The sequence below is a fragment of the Aestuariivirga sp. genome, assembly GCF_047600585.1.
Lineage (GTDB): Bacteria > Pseudomonadota > Alphaproteobacteria > Rhizobiales > Aestuariivirgaceae > Aestuariivirga.
In genome coordinates this window covers 2,293,915-2,312,295 of the sequence record NZ_JASGKP010000001.1, presented here as the reverse complement: position 1 = coordinate 2,312,295, position 18,381 = coordinate 2,293,915, and the positions used below count along the sequence as shown (strand labels likewise).

Annotated in this window: 23 protein-coding genes; all 23 read left to right on the top strand. The window is 66.4% G+C overall.

Translation table 11 applies throughout. The annotated features are described in order from the left end of the window. The first annotated feature begins 246 nt into the window (after window positions 1–246). Entirely contained in the window at window positions 247–825 is a 579-nt protein-coding gene (locus QM801_RS11455) for a hypothetical protein (protein WP_415019337.1), read from the top strand. Further along, the gene (locus QM801_RS11450) at window positions 728–1,987 is read left to right on the top strand and encodes a DNA-packaging protein (protein WP_415020918.1); all 1,260 of its coding nucleotides are present in this window, start codon (window positions 728–730) and stop codon (window positions 1,985–1,987) included. The genes QM801_RS11455 and QM801_RS11450 overlap by 98 nt, the downstream gene beginning before the upstream one ends. Before the next feature lie 14 nt (window positions 1,988–2,001). Then, a complete protein-coding gene (locus QM801_RS11445; RefSeq protein ID WP_415019336.1) occupies window positions 2,002–3,126 on the top strand; it encodes a phage portal protein in 1,125 nt (374 codons plus the stop codon). A 32-nt stretch (window positions 3,127–3,158) separates the two neighbouring features. Then, window positions 3,159–3,695: an HK97 family phage prohead protease gene (locus QM801_RS11440; protein WP_415019335.1), complete on the top strand. Its 537-nt coding sequence runs from the start codon at window positions 3,159–3,161 to the stop codon at window positions 3,693–3,695. Next, window positions 3,696–4,904 carry a phage major capsid protein gene (locus tag QM801_RS11435; RefSeq protein WP_415019334.1) on the top strand — a complete coding sequence of 403 codons (1,209 nt, stop codon included), beginning with the start codon at window positions 3,696–3,698 and terminating at the stop codon, window positions 4,902–4,904. Window positions 4,905–4,972: 68 nt separating this feature from the next. Then, window positions 4,973–5,542: a head-tail connector protein gene (locus QM801_RS11430; RefSeq protein WP_415019333.1), complete on the top strand. Its 570-nt coding sequence runs from the start codon at window positions 4,973–4,975 to the stop codon at window positions 5,540–5,542. Continuing rightward, the gene (locus tag QM801_RS11425) at window positions 5,539–5,943 is read left to right on the top strand and encodes a DUF3168 domain-containing protein (protein WP_415019332.1); all 405 of its coding nucleotides are present in this window, start codon (window positions 5,539–5,541) and stop codon (window positions 5,941–5,943) included. Before QM801_RS11430 ends, QM801_RS11425 begins: the two co-directional genes overlap by 4 nt. 10 nt (window positions 5,944–5,953) lie before the next feature. Beyond that, the gene (locus tag QM801_RS11420) at window positions 5,954–6,358 is read left to right on the top strand and encodes a phage major tail protein, TP901-1 family (RefSeq protein WP_415019331.1); all 405 of its coding nucleotides are present in this window, start codon (window positions 5,954–5,956) and stop codon (window positions 6,356–6,358) included. Further along, window positions 6,358–6,690 (top strand): gene transfer agent family protein, encoded by a 333-nt coding sequence (locus QM801_RS11415; protein WP_415019330.1) that lies wholly within the window; start codon window positions 6,358–6,360, stop codon window positions 6,688–6,690. The genes QM801_RS11420 and QM801_RS11415 overlap by 1 nt, the downstream gene beginning before the upstream one ends. Then, entirely contained in the window at window positions 6,687–6,884 is a 198-nt protein-coding gene (locus QM801_RS11410; protein WP_415019329.1) for a phage tail assembly chaperone, read from the top strand. The genes QM801_RS11415 and QM801_RS11410 overlap by 4 nt, the downstream gene beginning before the upstream one ends. Then, window positions 6,881–7,423 (top strand): phage tail tape measure protein, encoded by a 543-nt coding sequence (locus QM801_RS11405; protein WP_415019328.1) that lies wholly within the window; start codon window positions 6,881–6,883, stop codon window positions 7,421–7,423. Before QM801_RS11410 ends, QM801_RS11405 begins: the two co-directional genes overlap by 4 nt. Window position 7,424: 1 nt before the next feature. Then, entirely contained in the window at window positions 7,425–8,054 is a 630-nt protein-coding gene (locus tag QM801_RS11400; RefSeq protein ID WP_415019327.1) for a TIGR02217 family protein, read from the top strand. Next, entirely contained in the window at window positions 8,051–8,302 is a 252-nt protein-coding gene (locus QM801_RS11395; RefSeq protein WP_415019326.1) for a baseplate hub protein, read from the top strand. Before QM801_RS11400 ends, QM801_RS11395 begins: the two co-directional genes overlap by 4 nt. Next, entirely contained in the window at window positions 8,241–8,924 is a 684-nt protein-coding gene (locus QM801_RS11390; protein ID WP_415020917.1) for a DUF2163 domain-containing protein, read from the top strand. The genes QM801_RS11395 and QM801_RS11390 overlap by 62 nt, the downstream gene beginning before the upstream one ends. A gap of 2 nt (window positions 8,925–8,926) precedes the next feature. Beyond that, window positions 8,927–9,358: an NlpC/P60 family protein gene (locus tag QM801_RS11385; protein WP_415019325.1), complete on the top strand. Its 432-nt coding sequence runs from the start codon at window positions 8,927–8,929 to the stop codon at window positions 9,356–9,358. 3 nt (window positions 9,359–9,361) lie between these two features. Continuing rightward, window positions 9,362–13,237, top strand: a complete 3,876-nt coding sequence (locus tag QM801_RS11380) for a baseplate multidomain protein megatron (protein WP_415019324.1) — start codon at window positions 9,362–9,364, stop codon at window positions 13,235–13,237. After that, a complete protein-coding gene (locus tag QM801_RS11375) occupies window positions 13,230–14,411 on the top strand; it encodes a DUF2793 domain-containing protein (RefSeq protein ID WP_415019323.1) in 1,182 nt (393 codons plus the stop codon). Before QM801_RS11380 ends, QM801_RS11375 begins: the two co-directional genes overlap by 8 nt. A 21-nt stretch (window positions 14,412–14,432) precedes the next feature. Next, the gene (locus tag QM801_RS11370; protein WP_415019322.1) at window positions 14,433–14,651 is read left to right on the top strand and encodes a hypothetical protein; all 219 of its coding nucleotides are present in this window, start codon (window positions 14,433–14,435) and stop codon (window positions 14,649–14,651) included. Further along, window positions 14,648–15,220 (top strand): lysozyme, encoded by a 573-nt coding sequence (locus tag QM801_RS11365; protein WP_415019321.1) that lies wholly within the window; start codon window positions 14,648–14,650, stop codon window positions 15,218–15,220. Before QM801_RS11370 ends, QM801_RS11365 begins: the two co-directional genes overlap by 4 nt. Beyond that, a complete protein-coding gene (locus QM801_RS11360) occupies window positions 15,220–15,708 on the top strand; it encodes a 3TM-type holin (protein WP_415019320.1) in 489 nt (162 codons plus the stop codon). The genes QM801_RS11365 and QM801_RS11360 overlap by 1 nt, the downstream gene beginning before the upstream one ends. Window positions 15,709–15,828: 120 nt before the next feature. Further along, the gene (locus tag QM801_RS11355) at window positions 15,829–16,227 is read left to right on the top strand and encodes a PepSY domain-containing protein (protein ID WP_415019319.1); all 399 of its coding nucleotides are present in this window, start codon (window positions 15,829–15,831) and stop codon (window positions 16,225–16,227) included. 40 nt (window positions 16,228–16,267) lie between these two features. Next, window positions 16,268–16,939, top strand: a complete 672-nt coding sequence (locus QM801_RS11350) for a response regulator transcription factor (RefSeq protein WP_415019318.1) — start codon at window positions 16,268–16,270, stop codon at window positions 16,937–16,939. Next, window positions 16,929–18,326, top strand: a complete 1,398-nt coding sequence (locus tag QM801_RS11345) for an ATP-binding protein (RefSeq protein ID WP_415019317.1) — start codon at window positions 16,929–16,931, stop codon at window positions 18,324–18,326. The genes QM801_RS11350 and QM801_RS11345 overlap by 11 nt, the downstream gene beginning before the upstream one ends. The last annotated feature ends 55 nt before the right edge of the window (window positions 18,327–18,381 follow it).

Below are 18,381 nucleotides of genomic sequence, written 5' to 3'. Positions count from 1 at the left end.
ATGGCACGGGCAAAAAGAAAATACCTAGAATAGGAAAAAAGTGCTTGACACTGCGCAGGCCTTCCCATAGAAACCGCTACATCCCCGAAATGGGCGAGAGGGAAGGCTCTCCTTCCTCCAACGTCACCCTCGCGAAGGCGGGGGCCCAGCTTCCACTTTCGAGATCGTGACAACCAAAGCTGGGTGCCCGCCTTCGCGGGCATGACGGCGAGGGCGCGCACCCCACACATACAACCGGAGCACATCATGACCAATACACCACCGCCGCCGGGTGATCCGGCGTGGGCGGAGATCCGCGCGCGCTATGAAGCCGGCGCAGAGAAAGTGGAGGCGATTGCCGCCGGCATCGGCCTTACCCGCATCGCGCTCTCCATGCGGGCGATGAAGGAGGGCTGGACCATGCGCGGCAAGGGCAGGAGCAAGGCGAAGCCTGCCACCACGCGCGAGACCATCCACCGCCTGAAGGAGATGCTGCAGAAGCGCCTGGCGCATCTCGAGGAGGAGGTGCGCAACCTCGGCAAGGAGGTGAGCGGCATCGAGGCCGAACGGGGCATCAAGTCCGTCAACACGCTGGTGCGGACGCTGGAGAAGGTGATCGACCTTGAACGCAAAGACAAGCTCAAGCGCAGGCAGATCCGAGAACAGCACAAGTCTTTTGATGACGAGCAGCGTCGTCAGCTTGCGGCAAAGATTGACCGCCTCGAAGCGGAGCGGGACGGCGGCGTGGCTGGCGCAGGCGCTGAGCCCAGAGGAGGTCCTGGAACTGAACAGCCAGTGGCTCTACTGGGCGAGGCCGGACCAGCAGCTTCCGCCGGAGGGACGTGACTACCGCAACTGGCTGGTGATGGGCGGGCGCGGCGCAGGCAAGACCCGCACCGGGGCCGAATGGGTGAAGATCCTCGCCCTCGGCAGCCTCGATCCCGTGATCCGCCGCTGTTCGCGTATCGCCATCGTGGCGCCCACCTTCGCCGAGGCGCGGCTCGTCATGATCGAGGGCGAGAGCGGGCTCCTCGCCGTTCACAATGACCGCGACCGGCCGACCTACGAGCCCTCGAAGCGGACACTGACCTGGCCCAACGGATCGGTGGCGCAGGTGTTCTCGGCCGACGAGCCGGACGGCTTGCGCGGGCCGCAGTTCGATGCGGCGTGGTGCGATGAACTGGCGAAATGGCGGCGGGGCAGTGAGGCCTGGATGAATTTGCAGATGGCGCTGCGCCTCGGCGAATGCCCGCAGGCGGTGATCACCACCACGCCGCGGCCCACCAGACTGATCCGTGAACTGATGAATGACGCCGCGACCGTGGTGACGCGCTCGCGCACCCTCGACAACCGCGGCAACCTTGCGCCGCAGTTCCTGGCGGAGGTGCTGGCGAAATACGGCGGCACCAACCTGGGGCGGCAGGAACTCGATGGCGAACTCATTGCCGATGATCCGGACGCGTTGTGGACGCGCGACCTGATCGAGCGCGCCCGGGTGCGCACATTGCCGGCGCTCACCCGGATTGTCGTTGCGGTCGACCCGCCGGCGACGGCGGGCAGCAAGGCCAATGCCTGCGGCATCGTCTGTGCAGGGCTTGGGGAGGATGGCCGCGCCTATGTGCTGGATGATGCGAGCTGCAAGCGGCTGCGTCCGCTGCAATGGGCGGCGCGGGTGGCGGCGCTGGCAAAGCAGCGCGGCGCAGACCGCGTGGTGGCCGAGGTGAACCAGGGCGGCGACATGGTGCGGACCGTGCTGGCCGAAGCAGAACCGACATTGCCTGTCAGGGCGGTGCACGCCTCGCGCGGAAAGAAGGCGCGGGCCGAGCCGGTGGCCGCTCTCTACGAACAGGGCCGCGTCTCCCACGTGGGCGTGTTCCCCGAACTTGAAGACGAAATGTGCTCGGTGATCGGCGACGGCGAAAGCCCGGACCGGCTCGATGCACTGGTGTGGGCGCTCACCGACCTGGTGCTGAACCAACGGATGCGACCGCGGGTGCGGGCACTCTGAACGAGAGGCGAGGAATGCTGAACAAGATCAGATCGATGTTTGCAGGGAAAGCCTCCGCCACGGGGCCGCTGATTGCGCTCCATTCGGCAGGGCGTGCGCTGTGGACGCCGCGCAACTATGGGGCGCTGGCGCGGGAAGGCTATGCCGGAAATGTTGTGGGCCACCGCTGCATCGCCATGCTGGCGGAGGCCGTGAGTTCGGTGCCGCTGTCCCTGCTGATCGACGGCAAGGAAGCGGAGACGCATCCGCTCAAGGCCTTGCTGGCGCGGCCCAACGGGGCGCAGAGCGGGCGCGAATTCCGGGGCCAGCTGGTGGCCTATCTGATGCTTGCGGGGAATGCCTATGCGGAGATGGTGCAACTCGATGGGAGCCCACGCGAACTCTTTGCCTTGCGACCCGACCGCATGGCGGTGGTGCCGGCACGCTCCGGCTGGCCCGAGGCCTATGACTATTCCGTCAATGGTGCCACGGTGCGCCTGCCGCGCGAGGCGGTGCTTCACCTGAAGCTGTTCCACCCCACCGACGACCACTACGGGCTTTCGCCGCTGGAGGCCGCGGCCCGCGCCATCGATACACACAATGCCGCGAGTGCCTGGAACAAGGCGATGCTGGACAATGCGGCGAGGCCATCGGGCGCGCTCGTCTATGCAGCGGCGAACGGTCATCTGACCACGGAGCAATTCGAGCGCCTGAAGAGCGAATTGCAGACGGCCTATCAGGGCGCGGCCAATGCCGGGCGGCCACTGGTGCTTGAAGGCGGGCTGGACTGGAAGGAAATGGGCTTCAGCCCGAAGGACATGGATTTCATCCAGTCCAAGAACATGGCGGCGCGGGAAGTGGCGCTGGCCTTCGGCGTGCCGCCCATGCTGCTCGGCATTCCGGGCGACAACACCTACGCAAATTTCGCCGAGGCGAACCGCGTGTTCTGGCGGCAGACGGTGGTGCCGCTCGTGCTGAAGCTGGCGGATGCGTTGTCGCTGTGGCTGGAGCCGCATGCGGGTGGCGCGCTGTCGCTCGTGCCCGATCTTGACCAGGTGGAAGCGCTGGCGCCGGACCGGGACGCGCTGTGGAAGCGGGTGAACGAGGCGGGCTTCCTGAGCAACGACGAGAAGCGCGCGGCTGTCGGCTACACGGCCTGACGGAAAAAGATCAGTATACAGAGGATAGTTGAATGACCCAGCCTTTGGCGAGGCGCGGGCTGGAGAAGCCGTTGCATGCGATCCCCGGCCAGGGCGTGTTTTCGGGTTATGCCAGCCTGTTCGGCAAGCGGGACGGGCAGGGCGACATCGTGATGCCCGGCGCCTTCACCGACAGCCTGCGGATGCGGGGTGCTGCGGGCGTGCGAATGCTCTTCCAGCACAACCCGGCGGAGCCGGTCGGCACCTGGCTCGAGATCCGCGAGACGGCGAAGGGTCTTTACGTGCTGGGCCGTCTTGACGCGAATGTGCAGCGGGGCCGCGAGCTGCTCTCGCTTCTGAACACGGGGGGCATCGACGGGCTGTCGATCGGCTTCCGCACCGTCGCCGCCAAGACCGACCGCATCGTCAAGGCCCGGCGTTTGCTCAGCATCGATCTCTGGGAAATCTCGCTCGTCACCTTCCCCATGCTGGAGGGGGCGCGGGTGAGCCATGTGAAGTCCGCCGCGAGGGCTCTTGCGGACTCCCTTTTCGTGAAGAGCCCGAATCCGAACCCTGATGGAGTGACCTGAATGGATTTTCCGACCCCGCTTGAAACCAAGGTGGCCGCGGCTGCGACACACGATGATGTGCTGGTGGCCTTCGAGGCCTTCAAGGAGGCGAACGACGAGCGCCTGGCGCAGATCGAGAAGCGCATGAGCGCCGACGTGGTGACCGCCGAGAAGGTGGAGCGCATCAGCCGCGCCATCGACGAACTCTCGCTGAAGGCGAAGCGCCCGTCTCTCTCCGGCGAGACGAAGGCCGAACCCTCCGAACACCGCCGCGCCTTCGACGGCTATGTGCGGAAGGGCGAAACCCACGGCCTGTTCGAGATCGAGCAGAAATCCATGTCGGTGGCCTCTGCCCCCGATGGCGGCTATCTCGTGCCGGTGGAAACGGAAGCGGAAATCTCCCGCATCCTCGCCAAGACATCGCCCATGCGCCAGATCGCCGATGTGCGGCAGGTCTCCGCCGCGGTGTACAAGAAGCCCTTCGCCACGGCGGGTGCTGCCGCGGGCTGGGTGGGCGAGACGGCGGCGCGCCCCGAGACGGCCTCCGCCACGCTGGCCGAGCTGCAGTTCCCGGCCATGGAACTCTATGCCATGCCGGCGGCGACGCAGACGCTGCTGGACGACAGCGCCGTCAACCTCGACCACTGGATTGCGCAGGAAGTGGAGACGGTGTTCGCCGAGCAGGAATCGGAAGCCTTCGTCACCGGCAACGGCGTGAACAAGCCCAAGGGCTTCATGGACTATACCAAGGTGGCCAATGCCACGTGGGCCTGGGGCGCGATGGGCTATGTGGCGACCGGCACGGCAGGCGCATTCCCGGCGAGCAACCCGAGCGACAAGCTTGTCGACATGATCTACGCGGTGAAGGCGGGCTATCGCCAGAACGGCACGTGGATCATGAACCGGGCGACGCAATCCCTGATCCGCAAGTTCAAGGATGCGGCCGGCAACTATCTCTGGCAGCCGGCGGCGACGGCGGATGGAAATGCCACGCTGCTCAACTTCCGCATCGTGGAAAGCGAGCACATGCCGGATGTGGCGGCGGACTCCCACGCGCTGGCCTTCGGCGACTTCAAGCGCGGCTACCTGATCGTGGACCGGGTGGGCGTGCGCATGCTGCGCGATCCCTATTCCTCCAAGCCCTATGTGCTGTTCTACACCACCAAGCGGGTGGGCGGCGGCATCCAGAACTTCGAGGCGATCAAGACGCTGAAGTTCGGCGTGTCGTAAGGGCACGTGCTGAACCGGGGGCAGGCGCAACGTCTGCTACCCTTCCTTTTCTTCTCCCGAGAGTTTTCATGCCCCTGATCCTGACGGCAGCGCCGGCAGCGGAACCCGTTTCGCTGGCCGAGGCCAAGGCGCACTTGCGCGTGAGCCATGACGACGAAGATACATTCATCTCTGCGCTGATCGTTGCGGCGCGGCGCGCGGCGGAACAGGCCACCGGCCTGAAGCTGATGGCGCAGGGCTGGTCGCTGTTCGCGGACCGCTGGCCGGAGAGCGCTGCACTCTCCCTGCAGGTGGCGCCGGTGAGCGCCGTGACGGACATCATCACCTATGGCGCGGACGACACGCCGGGCACGGTGGACCCCGCACATTATTATCTCGATGCCGCATCGTGGCCCGCGCGCGTGGTGCTGCGCGAGGGGCGCATGCCGCCCCAGGGCGGGCGCAAGGCGAATGCGATCGAGGTGCGCTTCCGGGCCGGCTTCGGGACGACACCCGGTGACTTGCCGCAGGACCTGCGTCAGGCCATTCTCGTCGCCGTGGCGCACTGGTTCGATCATCGTGGCGATGGCGGCGGAGGCGGCCTGCCGCTGGCAGCGCTGGAGCTGCTGCAGCCTCATCGCCTGGTGCGGCTCTCATGAGTGCTGCCCTTTCATTGCAGACGGCGATGCGCGCGGCGCTTGTGGCCGACAGCACGCTGACGCGGCTTCTGGGTGGCGCGCATGTCTTCGATGAAATGCCGCGTGGTGCAAAGCCGCCCCATGTGACCTTCGAGCAATGCGAGACCCGCGACTGGAGCACGGCAACGGAAGCGGGCCAGGAACATTTCATCCAGCTTCAGGTGACGACGGCGGAGCGCGGGCGCGGACAGGCGCAGGCGGTCTGCGACCGCATCGCCGGGGTGCTGGACAATGCCTCGCTCACGCTTGCGGGCCACACGCTGGTGAACCTGCGGCTTGTGTTCTGGAGCGTGGCGCGGAGCCGCAGCGATCCAACCTTCGGCGCAACGCTTCGCTTCCGCGCCGCCACCGAACCCAACTGAGGATTTCAGCATGTCAGCCCAGAAAGGCCGCGACCTTCTCTTGAAGGTGCAGAGCGGCGCAGACTTCCAGACCGTGGCGGGGCTGCGCGCCACCACGCTTTCCTTCAATGCCGAGAGCGTCGATGCGACCTCGCAGGAGAGCGGCGCGTGGCGCGAGCTGCTGGCGGGTGCCGGACTTCGGTCCGCGAGCCTGCGCGGGCAGGGCATCTTCAAGGACGCGGCGAGCGACGCCACCGTGCGGCAACTCTTCTTCGATGGCGCGATCGTGCCGTGGCGGGTGATCCTGCCGGATTTCGGCGTGATCGAGGGACCGTTCCAGGTGACGGCGCTCGACTATGGCGCGCGGCACGATGCGGAAGTGACCTTCGAACTGGCGCTCGCCTCCGCGGGTCCGCTCTCCTTTACGGTGCTCTGATGGCGAACCGTCACCGGGGCGAGATCGAGGCCGAACTCGATGGCAAGCATTATGTGCTGTGCCTGACGCTGGGGGCGCTGGCGGAAATCGAACATGCCTATGGCGGCGAGGACCTGCTCGCCATTGCCGAACGCTTCGAGCAGGGGCGCATCCGCGCGAGTGATGCGATCCGCGTGATCGGCGCGGGGTTGCGTGGCGGCGGCAATGCGGTGAGCGATGACGAGGTGGCGCAGTTCCGTGTCGATGGTGGCGCGGCGGGCTTCATCGGCATCGTTGCCGATCTCCTCAAGGCCACCTTCGCGGTGGAGGACGCGCCACCAAAAAAACCGTGAGCGCCGTGCGGGCGCGGTTCCCGTGGCGGCGCGTGATGATGCGGGGCCTGCATGACTTGCGCCTCGCCCCTTCCGAATTCTGGCGCAGTACCTTGCGTGAGCTCGTGCCTGTTGCGGGCTCTCCCTCCCCGCAGGGGCTGCGCCAGAGCCTGACCGACCTGATGGCCCGCTGGCCTGACGAGGACCATGCATGACACCTGACACCACACCCGGCCTGTCGGCGCGGCTCAGCGAATTGCGGAGCGAGATGCAGGAGATCTCGCGGCTGGGCGAGAGTTTCGGCAGCAGGCTCGTGACCTCGCTCGCCTCCGCGGTGACCCATAGGCGCAGCCTCTCGGATGTGATGCGCGGCCTTGCACTCTCGCTCGCCAACCAGGCGCTGAGCCAGGCGCTGCGACCGCTGGGATCTTTGTTTGGCAGCTTGTTGAAGAACGCAGACGGCAATGTGATTGCGGGCGGGCGCGTGATGCCCTTTGCCGATGGCGGGATCGTCAATTCGCCTGTGCTGTTTCCGTTGCGCAATGGCACCGGGCTGATGGGCGAGGCGGGGCCGGAGGCGATCATGCCGCTGGCACGCGGGCCCGATGGCAAGCTTGGCGTGCGCGGGGCGGGTGGCGGCACCCATGTGACGGTGAACATTACTACACCCGATGTGCAGGCTTTCCGCCAATCGCAATCGCAGATCGCCGCACAGATGAGCCGCGCGCTCGCCCGCGGACAAAGGAACGCCTGATATGGGTTTCGATGACGTGCGCTTTCCGGTTGGTATCGCCCGTGGCGCCAGCGGCGGGCCCGAACGGCGCACCGATGTTGTCACGACGGCGTCCGGCCGCGAGGAACGCAACAGCCGCTGGGCGGCGTCGCGCCGAAGTTATAATGTCGGCTTCGGCGTGAAGACGCTGAACGACATCCACACCGTGGTGAGTTTCTTCGAGGAGCGGCGCGGGCGGCTGCGCGCCTTCCGCTTCCGCGATGCGGCTGATTGGAAATCGTGTTTGCCATCTGCGGTGCCCGCCGCCACCGACCAGGTGATCGGCACGGGCGATGGCGTGACGGCGCAGTTCCAGCTGGTGAAGCGCTATGGCACCGGCGCCACGGCCTACGTGCGGGTGATCACCGCACCCGTTCCCGGCAGCGTGACGGTTGCGGTGAACGGCGTGATCGCATCCGATGTGACGGTTGATCATGCCACGGGGTGCGTGAGCTTTGCTGCCGGCCATGTGCCCGCGGCAGGCGCGGTGATCAGCGCCGGCTTTGCCTTTGACGTGCCGGTGCGCTTCGACACCGACCGGATCAGCATCAATCTCTCGCATTTCGCGGCGGGCGAGATTCCCGACATTCCTCTGATCGAGGTGCGGCCATGAAGACGCTTCCAGACGGTATGCAGGATCATCTCGACAGCGGCGTGACGACGCTCTGCCACTGCTGGCGGGTGCGGCTTGTGACGGGCGAGACGCTGGGCTTCACCGATCATGACCAGCCGCTGGCGTTCGACGGCACGCTCTTCGAGGCGCAGGCCGGCTTCACCGGCAGCGAGATCGAAGTCATCGCTGGGGCTCGCGGTCGACAATCTCGAGGCGGCAGGCGCGCTGCAATCGGGACGGCTCGATGAAACGCGGCTGCGCGCCGGGCACTTCGACCAATCGGAGGTGGAGGTGTGGCGGGTGAACTGGAGTGAAGTCAGCCAGCGCGTGCTGATGCGGAAGGGGCACCTTGGTGAAGTGAGTTATGGCGATGGTGCTTTCCGTGCCGAGGTGCGGGGCCTGGCCCATCTCCTGGGGCAGACGCGGGGCCGCGTCTATCAGCAGGGCTGTGACGCGAAGCTGGGTGACACGCGCTGCGGTGTTGATCTGTCGGGGCGACGCTTCACGGCGGCGGCAACCGTCACGGCGGTGACTGATGACGGCCTCAGCGTAAGCGGGCTCACCATTCCGGACGAATGGTTCTCGCACGGCACGCTCAGCACGGCAGACGGCCGTGTGGTGAAGGTGAAGCGGCAACGCAACTTCGGCGCGACGGCACAGCTGACACTGGCGGCCTCTCCGGAGTTCGAGGTTGCGGTGGGGGCGCGGGTGACGCTGACGGCGGGCTGCGACAAGCGCTTCGACACCTGCGGTGCGAAGTTCGGCAATGCCAGGAACTTCCGGGGCTTCCCGCACATGCCGGGCACGGATTTCGTCACCCGTTTCGCCAGGCAGGGCGACCCGGCCAACAGCGGCGGAAAGCTCTCCTGATCATGGCCACTGCCGACGACATCGTTGCCGCTGCGCGCGGCTGGACCGGTACGCCCTACCGTCATCAGGCGAGCGTCAAGGGCGTCGGCTGCGATTGCCTGGGCCTGGTGCGGGGGGTGTGGCGCGACATTTACGGCGTGGAGCCGGAAACGCCACCGCCCTACGGGCCGGGTTGGGCCGAGTCATCATCCGAAGAACGGTTTGCAGCGGCGGGCTTCCGCCATCTTGTGCCGGTCAATGCGGATGAGATGCAGCCGGGCGATGTGCTGCTCTTCCGCTGGCGTCCGCATCTTCCGGCGAAACATGCCGCGATCCTTACCGCGCCCACGCGCATGATCCATGCCCATGACGGGCTTGCCGTGTGCGAGGTCACTTTCTCCGCGTGGTGGCGCGACCATCTCGCCTTCGTCTTCCGCTTTCCGGACATCACCTGAGCCATGGCCACCGTTGTTCTCCAATATGCCGGCGCTGCCCTGGGCACGCTGATCGGCGGACCCGTGGGCGGGATCGTGGGGCGCGCTGCGGGTGCGATCGCCGGCAACGTCATCGACCAGCGCCTCTTCGGCAAGGCCCGCAACACGGAAGGCCCGCGCCTCACCGACCTCCGCGTCATGGCCTCGGAGGAAGGCGCTGCCGTGCCGGTGATGTGGGGGCGGATGCGGCTCTCGGGCCAGGTGATCTGGGCCAGCAATCTGATTGAAGTATCGAACACATCTTCCGCCAAGGCCTCCGGCAAGGGCGGAGCCAAGGCGGCGGCGAAGACCACCACCTATTCCTACTTCGCCAATTTCGCCGTGGGCCTGTGCGAGGGCGTGATCGACGGCATCGGCCGGGTCTGGGCCGACGGTCGCGAGATCGATCTCTCGGCCTATACCACGCGGCTTTACAGCGGTGGCGAAGCGCGGCTGCCGGACAGCCTGATCGAGGCGGTGGAAGGGGCAGGGCAGACACCCGCCTATCGCGGGCTCGCCTATATCGTGTTCGAGCGCATGCCGCTCACTGATTTCGGAAACCGCATTCCACAGCTCGCCTTCGAGATCCTGCGCGGTGGAAGCGCCGTGGCGCAGAAGCTGAAGGCGGTGACCATCATCCCCGGTGCGACCGAGTTCGGTTACGACACGGAGATCGTGCAGCGCCAGACGGGACGCGGACAGGTGACGGCAGAGAACGCCCATCTCTCTGCCGGGCGCAGCGACTGGACCGCTTCGCTCGATCAATTGCAGGCGAGCGCGCCCAATGTCGGCATGGCGTCAATCGTCGTGGCCTGGTTCGGCAATGACCTGCGCTGCGGCTCCTGCCTTCTGCGGCCCGCTGTGGATGCGCGCGACAAGACGACAACCGGCGGCAAATGGCGCGTCTCCGGCATCACGCGTAACGAGGCTTACGAGGTGAGCCGCGTCAACGGCGCTGCAGCCTATGGCGGCACGCCGTCCGATGCGTCGGTGCGCCATGCCATCGCCGACCTCAAGCGCCGCGGGCTGAAGGTGATGTTCTATCCCTTCGTGCTGATGGATGTGCCGGCGAACAACCAACTGCCCGATCCCTATGGCGGTGTGTCACAAGCGGCCTATCCTTGGCGCGGGCGCATCACGGCGAGCATCGCGCCGGGGCGCGCAGGCTCCCCCGACAAGTCGGCGGCTGCTGCAGCGGAGATCAACGCCTTCGTCGGCACCGCCACGGCGGCGCAGTTCACGGCCGCGGATGACACGGTCCGTTTCACCGGGGCGGCGCAATGGTCATACCGCCGCATGATCCTGCACTATGCGAAGCTGTGCGCCAATGCGGGCGGCGTCGATGCCTTCCTGATCGGCAGCGAGATGCGCGGCCTCACAACGCTGCGCTCCGGTCCCTCAACCTATCCCTTCGTGGCGGCCTTGCAGACACTCGCGGCGGAGGTGAAGGCGATCCTGCCCGCCGCCGAGATTTCCTATGCGGCGGACTGGACGGAATACAACGGTCATCAGCCTACGGACGGTTCGGGCGACGTGCAGTTCCATCTCGATCCGCTGTGGGCGTCGCCCGCCATCAGCTTCATCGGCATCGACAACTACATGCCGCTCTCGGACTGGCGCGATGGCACGAGCCATGCCGACTGGCAGGCGGGATGGCGGTCCATCCACGACACGGACTATCTCAAGGCGGGGATCGCGGGCGGGGAAGCCTACGATTGGTATTATGCCTCCGCCGAAGACAGGCTGGCGCAGCGGCGCACGCCGATCAGCGACGGGGCCTATGGCAAGCCCTGGGTGTTTCGTCCCAAGGATGTGAAGTCCTGGTGGCTCAATCCGCACTACAACCGGCTGGGCGGTGTCGAGAGCGCAACGCCCACGCCGTGGATCCCGCAATCGAAGCCCATCTGGTTCACGGAGTTCGGCTGCCCGGCGATCGACAAGGGCACGAACAGCCCGAATGTCTTCGTCGATGTGAAATCATCCGAAAGTGCGCTCCCGCATTTCTCCAGCGGTGATGCCGATGCCCTGATGCAGGGCCGCTACCTGACGGCCATGATGGACCACTGGGGAGCCGCGGGCCCGCATAATCCGGTGTCTGCGGTGACGGGGAAGAGAATGGTCACGCCCGAACGGCTGTTCGCCTGGGCCTGGGATGCGCGGCCCTATCCCGCCTTCCCGGCACGGCGCGATGTCTGGGGTGATTGTGACAATCATGCGCTCGGGCATTGGCTGAACGGCAGGCTGGGTGCGGTCGACATGGGTGAACTGGTGCAGGCCGTCTGCGCCCGCTACGGCCTCGATGCCATCGATGTGGGTGAGGCGGCGCAGCTGATTGACGGCTTCGTCATCGACCGCCCGATTTCGGGCCGGGACGCCTTGGAGGGTCTGTTGCAGGCCTTTTCGCTGGATGCGGTGGAGAGTGGCGGCCGTATTTTGCTCCGCGCACGGATGAATATCGATGAAGTTTTTGCCGGGGAGTTGGTGGCCGAGGGCCGCAATGAAGCGGTGATGCGCGAGACACGCGCGCAGGAAACAGACCTGCCGGCGGTGGTGCGGATTTCCTATGCCGACGCGGCGCATGACTACCGTGCCGCCACGGTGATGCAGTTGAACGGCGCCACGCGGAGTGCGCGGGAAATCGCGCTCGATCTTCCCGCCGCCGTGACGCGGAGCCTGGCGCAGGCCCGCTGCGACGTGGCACTGGAGGAAGCCTGGCAGCAGCGCACGACAGCTGCGTTCACGTTGCCGGCCTCACAGCTTGCGCTGGAACCGGGTGATGTGGTGCGGCTGGGCACCCGCACGTGGCGGATCATCTCGATTGCCGATGGCGAGGCGCGCAAGGTGGAGGCCGTGGCCCATGATGCCGGGCTTTATCGCGTGGCCGCGCCAGCGCAGGCGCTGGCCGCGACCACGGATGTTGCGGTTTACGGTCCGCCGGATGCAGTGCTGATGGACCTCGCCTGGGTGGCGGGAGCTCAGCCCGCTTCGCCGTGGCTCGCGGCGCAGGCTTCGCCCTGGCCGGGACAATTGACGCTGCTGCGGCAGACGGCGCCGGGCGCTTTCGATGTGGCGCTGACCCTCGACGGGCAGGCGACGATGGGAACGACGCTCACGGCGCTTGCAGGCGGCGAGACGGGGCGCATCAATGCGGGCGGCACGCTCGACGTTGTGCTCGACCATGGCGCGCTGTCGTCGATCAGCCGGGCGGAACTCCTGAACGGCGGCAATGCGGCGGCGGTGGGCTCACCCGAAACGGGCTTCGAGATCATCCAGTTTGAACGCGCGGAACTGATCGCTGCGCAAAGTTACCGCTTGCGGGGGCTGTTGCGCGGGCTGGGCGGCAGTGCGGCGGAGATGCTGCCGCTGCGTGCCGCCGGTGAACGCTTCGTGCTGCTCAACGGCGCGGTGCAGCAGGTGCCGTTGGCGCTGGCGCAGGCAGGGCTCGCCTCCACATGGCGGATCGGCCCTGCGATGTTCGATCACGGCCATCCCGCCTACGCCGACCTCACGTGTTCCGGAACGCTGAAGGCGCTGCGCCCGCTCGCACCCGTCCGGCTGGCGATGCGGGCGGTGAGCGGCGGGCTTTTGTTCACATGGATTAGGCAGTCCCGCCTCGACGGCAACTCCTGGGACCTGGCCGAGGTGCCGATTGGCGAAAATGCGGAACGCTATCGCGTCGCGGTCCTCGAGGGTGCCCGGCTCTGCCGTACGCTCGAAGTGACGGCGCCACAATTCTTCTACGGCGATGCCGAGCGCGCCGCCGACTTTGCCGCGCCGCCGCAGCGCCTCACCTTGCGCGTGGCGCAGGTGAGCAGCGAGGCGGGGGCAGGCCCCTCAACCGAAAGGCTCTTCGATGTCTGATACACCGCTCCTGGGATTGCCTTACCTTGCTGCCGCACAGGCGCAGAAACACGTGACACAAAACGAGGCGCTGTCGCTGCTGGACGGCCTGGTGCAGGGTGGGGTGAAATCGCGGCAACTGGCGGCACCGCCGGCAGCTCCTGCAAACGGCGACCGCTATGTGGTGGCGGCGAACGCGACGGGCGCCTGGGCGGGCGCGACAGGAAAACTCGCTTTCTTCTGCGACGGTGACTGGCGCCTTCTCACGCCGCGCGAGGGATGGCGGCTGTGGATCGACGACGAGGACCTTCTCATCGCCTTTGATGGGACGGGCTGGCGCGCGACGGTGATCGTGCCGCCGCCCCCTCCGCCGCCGCAAACGCTGGAGCGCCTCGGCATCAATGCCACGGCGGATGCCACCAACCGGCTGGCGGTGGCCGCGCGGGCCACGCTGCTCAATCACGATGGCACGAGCCACCAGCTCAAGGTCAACAAGGCCACGTCAGCCGATACGGCCTCGTTGCTGTTCCAGACCGGATATTCGGGACGGGCTGAGATGGGCACCACGGGCAGCGACTCGTTCCGGATCAAGGTGAGTGCAGACGGTTCCACCTTCACGGATGCGCTCTCCGCCGATGCCGCGACGGGCACGCTCACGGCGCACCAGTCGCTGCGGCTGGCGGCGCGCGCCGCCGATCCTGCCGCTCCGCTCGATGGCGAGGTCTGGTACAGTTCGACAGCGGGCAAATTCAGAAAGCGCGAGAACGGCGCGACCAGCGATCTCGTTTCGGCTGCTGCCGCAGTGACACCCGCCACTCTGCGCGCGAGCCTCGCAGCCGACGTCACTCTGCTGCTTGCCAACGTGTTCTATGACGGCGTGCAGCTGGACCTTGCGGCGGGCACTTGGCTGATCGTTGCCACCAGCCATTTCATGCGGCCGACCGCCAATGCCTCGGTGGTCGCGCTCCGCGTCACCGACGGAACCAACGTGCTGGGCATGATTTCGCAGTCCGCACCCTCGACGCTCAATTGGCTCACCGGACTCCAGACGGTGCAGGTTGTGACGCTGGCTGCACCCCAGACAGTGCGATTGCAGATGGCGGCGACGCTGGGCAGCAACGGCGTGATGAAAGCGAGCTTTCCTGCAAATGGCACCGGCCCTGCGACAACCCTTGCCGCCACGCGCCTTGGATGATGACAGACAGGACCTGAGAGAATGAACGACCTCGAACGCGACATCGGCGGGCTGCAGGCCCGCATGGAAACGGTGGAACAGGAGCTGCAGGCGATCCGCAGCGATGTGCGCGAAATCCGCGACACGCTGGTGCGCGCCAAGGGCGGCTGGATGGCGCTTCTGGTAATGTTCTCCGCCGCTGCCGGGCTTGGCGCCTGGGCGGTGAAGCTGCTGAACCTTCTTGCCGGAGCCCGGCCATGATGATGACCGAGGAGGGACTGGCTCTGATCCGCCGCCTCGAAGGATTTCGCGCCGAAGCCTATCGCGATGCGGTGGGCGTATGGACGATCGGCTATGGCCATACCTCCATGGCCGGACCTCCTGCCGTGACGGCGGGACTGCGCATCACCGCCGAGGAGGGCGCCGCGATCCTGGCGCGTGACGTGGAGGCGGTGGCCCGCGGCGTGCGCAAGGCTGTGACGGTGGAGCTGACCGGCAACCAGTTCTCGGCGCTCGTCTCCTTCGCCTATAATGTGGGGCTCGGCGCCTTCCGTGCCTCGAGCGTGCTGAAGACCGTGAACGCGGGCGCTTTTGCCGATGTACCGGCGCGGCTGAACCTCTGGGTGAAGGCGGGCGGCCACACGCTGCCCGGCCTCGTCCGGCGCCGCGCACTTGAAGGCGAACTCTTTGCCGCCACCACGGCGGGCACGGCTGCCGCACCACCGGCGCCACTTGTACCCGAACCGCGCACCTGCGCCGTGACACTGCTCGCCCGGCTGCTGCGGCGTCTTGTGCAGATCATCTTTCCAGACCAACCGGAGACCCGCTGATGCCCATTCCCGTTCCGCTCGTGACCAGCCTGGTGGGGGGACTGATGTCCGGCCCCGTCACCAAGATCCTCGATGCCTACATTGCCGACACGGAACTGCGGCGGAAGCTGGAGGCCGACCTCAAGGGCAAGCTGGTGGAGCATCTGGCCCGGGAGGAGGCCCTGCAGCAGTCAGTCGTCCTCGCCGAGATCGCCTCCGAGTCCTGGCTGACTCGCAGCTGGCGGCCGCTGATGATGACCGGCATTTTCGCCTTCCTGGCCTTTGTCGGGCTTGTGCTGCCGCTTGCCGACCTGATGGCGGGCCGGACCCTGCCGTTCAACCCGCGCTGGACCCTGATTCCCCCCGAGTTGTGGCAATTTTTGTCCATCGGTGTCGGGGGTTACGTGGGCGGTCGCTCGCTCGAGAAAATCGCCGCGGCGGTGGCTCCAGGCCCCCTCCGCGGGGGCTCCGGAACGGGGCCAGGGCGGGGTGCCGGAAAGGTTTCGTAAACCATTGGGGGGCCGCGACTTTCCCGTCTTTCGCAGGTGCGGAACCGTTCATGTGCGGTTCAGGTTACAGAGCCTATGAGCGGACCTGTATCACTGGGGCGGAGTGCCATGAATTATCTGATGACGAGGATCGCTGCAATTGCCCTGCCACTGACGCTGGTGGCGGGTCTTTTGTGTGGCGTCTCGGGTCCAGCTCAGGCCGGTCGGCTCAAGCACCTCTACGCCGTGCCGGGACAGGGGGAGTTCCTGCTGCCGCCTCCCGGCGCCAACGACTATGCCCAATCCCAGGACTACGCCGACCCCGACCTCGCCGACCCGGGGGCAGACCCCGGCATGGGCGCCGGCCAGGGCCTGACCATCCGCCCGCGCGAGGCTGCCCGCATTGCCCGCCAGGTCATGCCGGGCGCAAAGGTGTTGAATGTCAAACTCTTGCCCTCAGGCGTTTATGCTGTCACCTTGCGCGGCGGTGGCAGGCTGACTCGCGTGATGGTGGACGGTCGCAGCGGCGACATCCTCTAGACCGGACGGCCCGGCTGTCACAGTTGGAGCCAATTCTCTCATGCGCGTTCTCGTTGTTGAAGACGATGCCGATCTCAACCGGCAAATCACCACGGCGCTCGCCGATGCGGGCTATGTGGTGGACAAGGCCCTCGACGGGGAAGAGGGACACTACCTCGGCGAGACCTCTCCCTATGACGCGGTGATCCTCGATCTCGGCCTCCCCGTGCTTGATGGCGTGAGCGTGCTGGAAAAATGGCGCCGTGCCGGCCGCAAGATGCCCGTGCTCATCCTCACCGCGCGCGACCGCTGGAGCGACAAGGTGGCGGGCTTCGATGCCGGCGCCGACGATTACGTGACCAAGCCCTTCCACATGGAAGAGATCCTCGCCCGCGTGCGCGCCCTCGTGCGCCGCAGCGCGGGGCAGGCCTCGAGCGAACTCACCTGCGGCCCCGTCACCCTCGACACCAAGGGCGCCAAGGTGATGGTGAACGGCATGCCGGTGAAGCTCACCTCGCTCGAATACCGCCTGCTCGAATACCTGATGATGCACATGGGCAAGGTGGTCTCACGCACCGAACTTGTGGAACATCTCTACGACCAGGATTTCGACCGCGACTCGAACACGGTGGAAGTGTTCGTGGGGCGCCTGCGCAAGAAGCTGGGCGTGGACGTGCTGCACACCATCCGCGGCATGGGCTATTGCGTCCAGCCGCCCGGCAATGAGGACTAACTCACTCGCCTTCCGCCTTACCGTATCGGCGGCCGTGACAGCCGTCGTGCTGCTGCTGGCTGCGGTGATCGTGCTGTCCGAACTCTTCGAACAGACGGTGCAGCGGAACTTCGATGCACGTCTCCGCGCCATCATGGATGGCCTGCAGGTCAATATCGAACTCTCGCCCGATGGTGCGCCGCGCATCCAGGGCAGCCTCGCTGACACGCGCTTCCAGCTTCAGGATTCCGGCTGGTACTGGCAGGTGAACGCGGTGAAGCCGGGCGGCAAGTTCGTGGCCTCGGCCTCGCTGCTCGAGCCGCCGCTGATGCTGCCCGCCAATGCCGTGAACAAGCGCGACCAGGAAGGCTATGCCCGCTTCTCGCTCGTCGACGGTGCCGGCAACCAGCTGCGCGGCATCGAGCAGCGGCTCAAGCTCTTCGGCAGCAACGATGACTATTCCTTTGTCGTCACCGGGAATTTCGATGAACTGCGCGCCGAGGTGCTGGCCTTCCGCCGCGGCCTCTACGTGTCGCTGGCGTTGATCGGCTTCGGCCTGCTGGCGGCGATCTTCTTCCAGGTGCGCTACAGCCTGCAGCCGATGAAGGTGATGGAGCGCAAGCTCAACGACATCCGCGCCGGCAAGGTGGAAATGCTGGAGGGCGACTTCCCCGCCGAAATGCAACCCATCGCCGACGAGCTCAATCTGCTGGTCCAATCCAATTTCGAGATCATCGACCGGGCGCGCATGCAGGTGGGCAATCTCGCCCATGCGCTCAAGACTCCGATCAGCGTTCTCACCAACGAGGCGCGCGACCACAAGGGGCCGCTCTCCGACAAGGTGACGGAGCAGATCGGCGTGATGCGCGAGCAGGTGAACCTCTACCTCGACCGCGCCCGCCGCGCCGCCCGGGCCCAGACGGTGGGCTCCGCGACCGACGTCGATCCGGTGCTGCAGGCGCTTGCCCGCACCCTGCAGCGGATCAACCGCGACCGCGGACTGGAAGTGATCGTGGAACCTGGCCCCGCGCTCAAGTTCCGCGGCGAGCGCCAGGACCTCGAGGAGATGGTGGGCAACCTGATGGACAACGCCTGCAAGTGGAGCAAGACCAAGGTGCTGGTGCGGGCGCGCCTCCTTACCCAGAACGGCGATGACGGCCGGCCCTGGATGATGATCGAGGTCGACGACGACGGCCCCGGACTGCCGCCCGAAAAACGCGCCATCGCCATGAAGCGGGGACAGAGGCTGGACGAGTCCAAGCCTGGTTCAGGGTTGGGGCTGAACATCGTTTCCGAGACGGCTGCCATGTACAGCGGGCAGGCCTCGCTCGATCAGGCGGAGCTGGGGGGCCTGCGCGCCAAGCTCAAGCTTCCGGCCCTTCTCGGCACCGCAGCACCAGCAATTTGATTGCATTCGCTGAAAGCATTCAGCTTTTCCGCGCAGGGATTGCAACTTGAGATTA

Excerpts from the sequence above, each read along its gene's own strand:
- QM801_RS11365 (WP_415019321.1), top strand. The coding sequence starts at position 14,648 with ATGATGATGACCGAGGAGGGACTGGCTCTGATCCGCCGCCTCGAAGGA.
- QM801_RS11425 (WP_415019332.1), top strand. The coding sequence starts at position 5,539 with ATGAGTGCTGCCCTTTCATTGCAGACGGCGATGCGCGCGGCGCTTGTG.
- QM801_RS11395 (WP_415019326.1), top strand. The coding sequence starts at position 8,051 with ATGAAGACGCTTCCAGACGGTATGCAGGATCATCTCGACAGCGGCGTG.
- QM801_RS11355 (WP_415019319.1), top strand. The coding sequence starts at position 15,829 with ATGACGAGGATCGCTGCAATTGCCCTGCCACTGACGCTGGTGGCGGGT.
- QM801_RS11440 (WP_415019335.1), top strand. The coding sequence starts at position 3,159 with ATGACCCAGCCTTTGGCGAGGCGCGGGCTGGAGAAGCCGTTGCATGCG.
- QM801_RS11345 (WP_415019317.1), top strand. The coding sequence starts at position 16,929 with ATGAGGACTAACTCACTCGCCTTCCGCCTTACCGTATCGGCGGCCGTG.
- QM801_RS11370 (WP_415019322.1), top strand. The coding sequence starts at position 14,433 with ATGAACGACCTCGAACGCGACATCGGCGGGCTGCAGGCCCGCATGGAA.
- QM801_RS11400 (WP_415019327.1), top strand. The coding sequence starts at position 7,425 with ATGGGTTTCGATGACGTGCGCTTTCCGGTTGGTATCGCCCGTGGCGCC.
- QM801_RS11415 (WP_415019330.1), top strand. The coding sequence starts at position 6,358 with ATGGCGAACCGTCACCGGGGCGAGATCGAGGCCGAACTCGATGGCAAG.
- QM801_RS11385 (WP_415019325.1), top strand. The coding sequence starts at position 8,927 with ATGGCCACTGCCGACGACATCGTTGCCGCTGCGCGCGGCTGGACCGGT.
- QM801_RS11430 (WP_415019333.1), top strand. The coding sequence starts at position 4,973 with ATGCCCCTGATCCTGACGGCAGCGCCGGCAGCGGAACCCGTTTCGCTG.
- QM801_RS11435 (WP_415019334.1), top strand. The coding sequence starts at position 3,696 with ATGGATTTTCCGACCCCGCTTGAAACCAAGGTGGCCGCGGCTGCGACA.
- QM801_RS11350 (WP_415019318.1), top strand. The coding sequence starts at position 16,268 with ATGCGCGTTCTCGTTGTTGAAGACGATGCCGATCTCAACCGGCAAATC.
- QM801_RS11445 (WP_415019336.1), top strand. The coding sequence starts at position 2,002 with ATGCTGAACAAGATCAGATCGATGTTTGCAGGGAAAGCCTCCGCCACG.
- QM801_RS11375 (WP_415019323.1), top strand. The coding sequence starts at position 13,230 with ATGTCTGATACACCGCTCCTGGGATTGCCTTACCTTGCTGCCGCACAG.
- QM801_RS11420 (WP_415019331.1), top strand. The coding sequence starts at position 5,954 with ATGTCAGCCCAGAAAGGCCGCGACCTTCTCTTGAAGGTGCAGAGCGGC.
- QM801_RS11380 (WP_415019324.1), top strand. The coding sequence starts at position 9,362 with ATGGCCACCGTTGTTCTCCAATATGCCGGCGCTGCCCTGGGCACGCTG.
- QM801_RS11455 (WP_415019337.1), top strand. The coding sequence starts at position 247 with ATGACCAATACACCACCGCCGCCGGGTGATCCGGCGTGGGCGGAGATC.
- QM801_RS11405 (WP_415019328.1), top strand. The coding sequence starts at position 6,881 with ATGACACCTGACACCACACCCGGCCTGTCGGCGCGGCTCAGCGAATTG.
- QM801_RS11360 (WP_415019320.1), top strand. The coding sequence starts at position 15,220 with ATGCCCATTCCCGTTCCGCTCGTGACCAGCCTGGTGGGGGGACTGATG.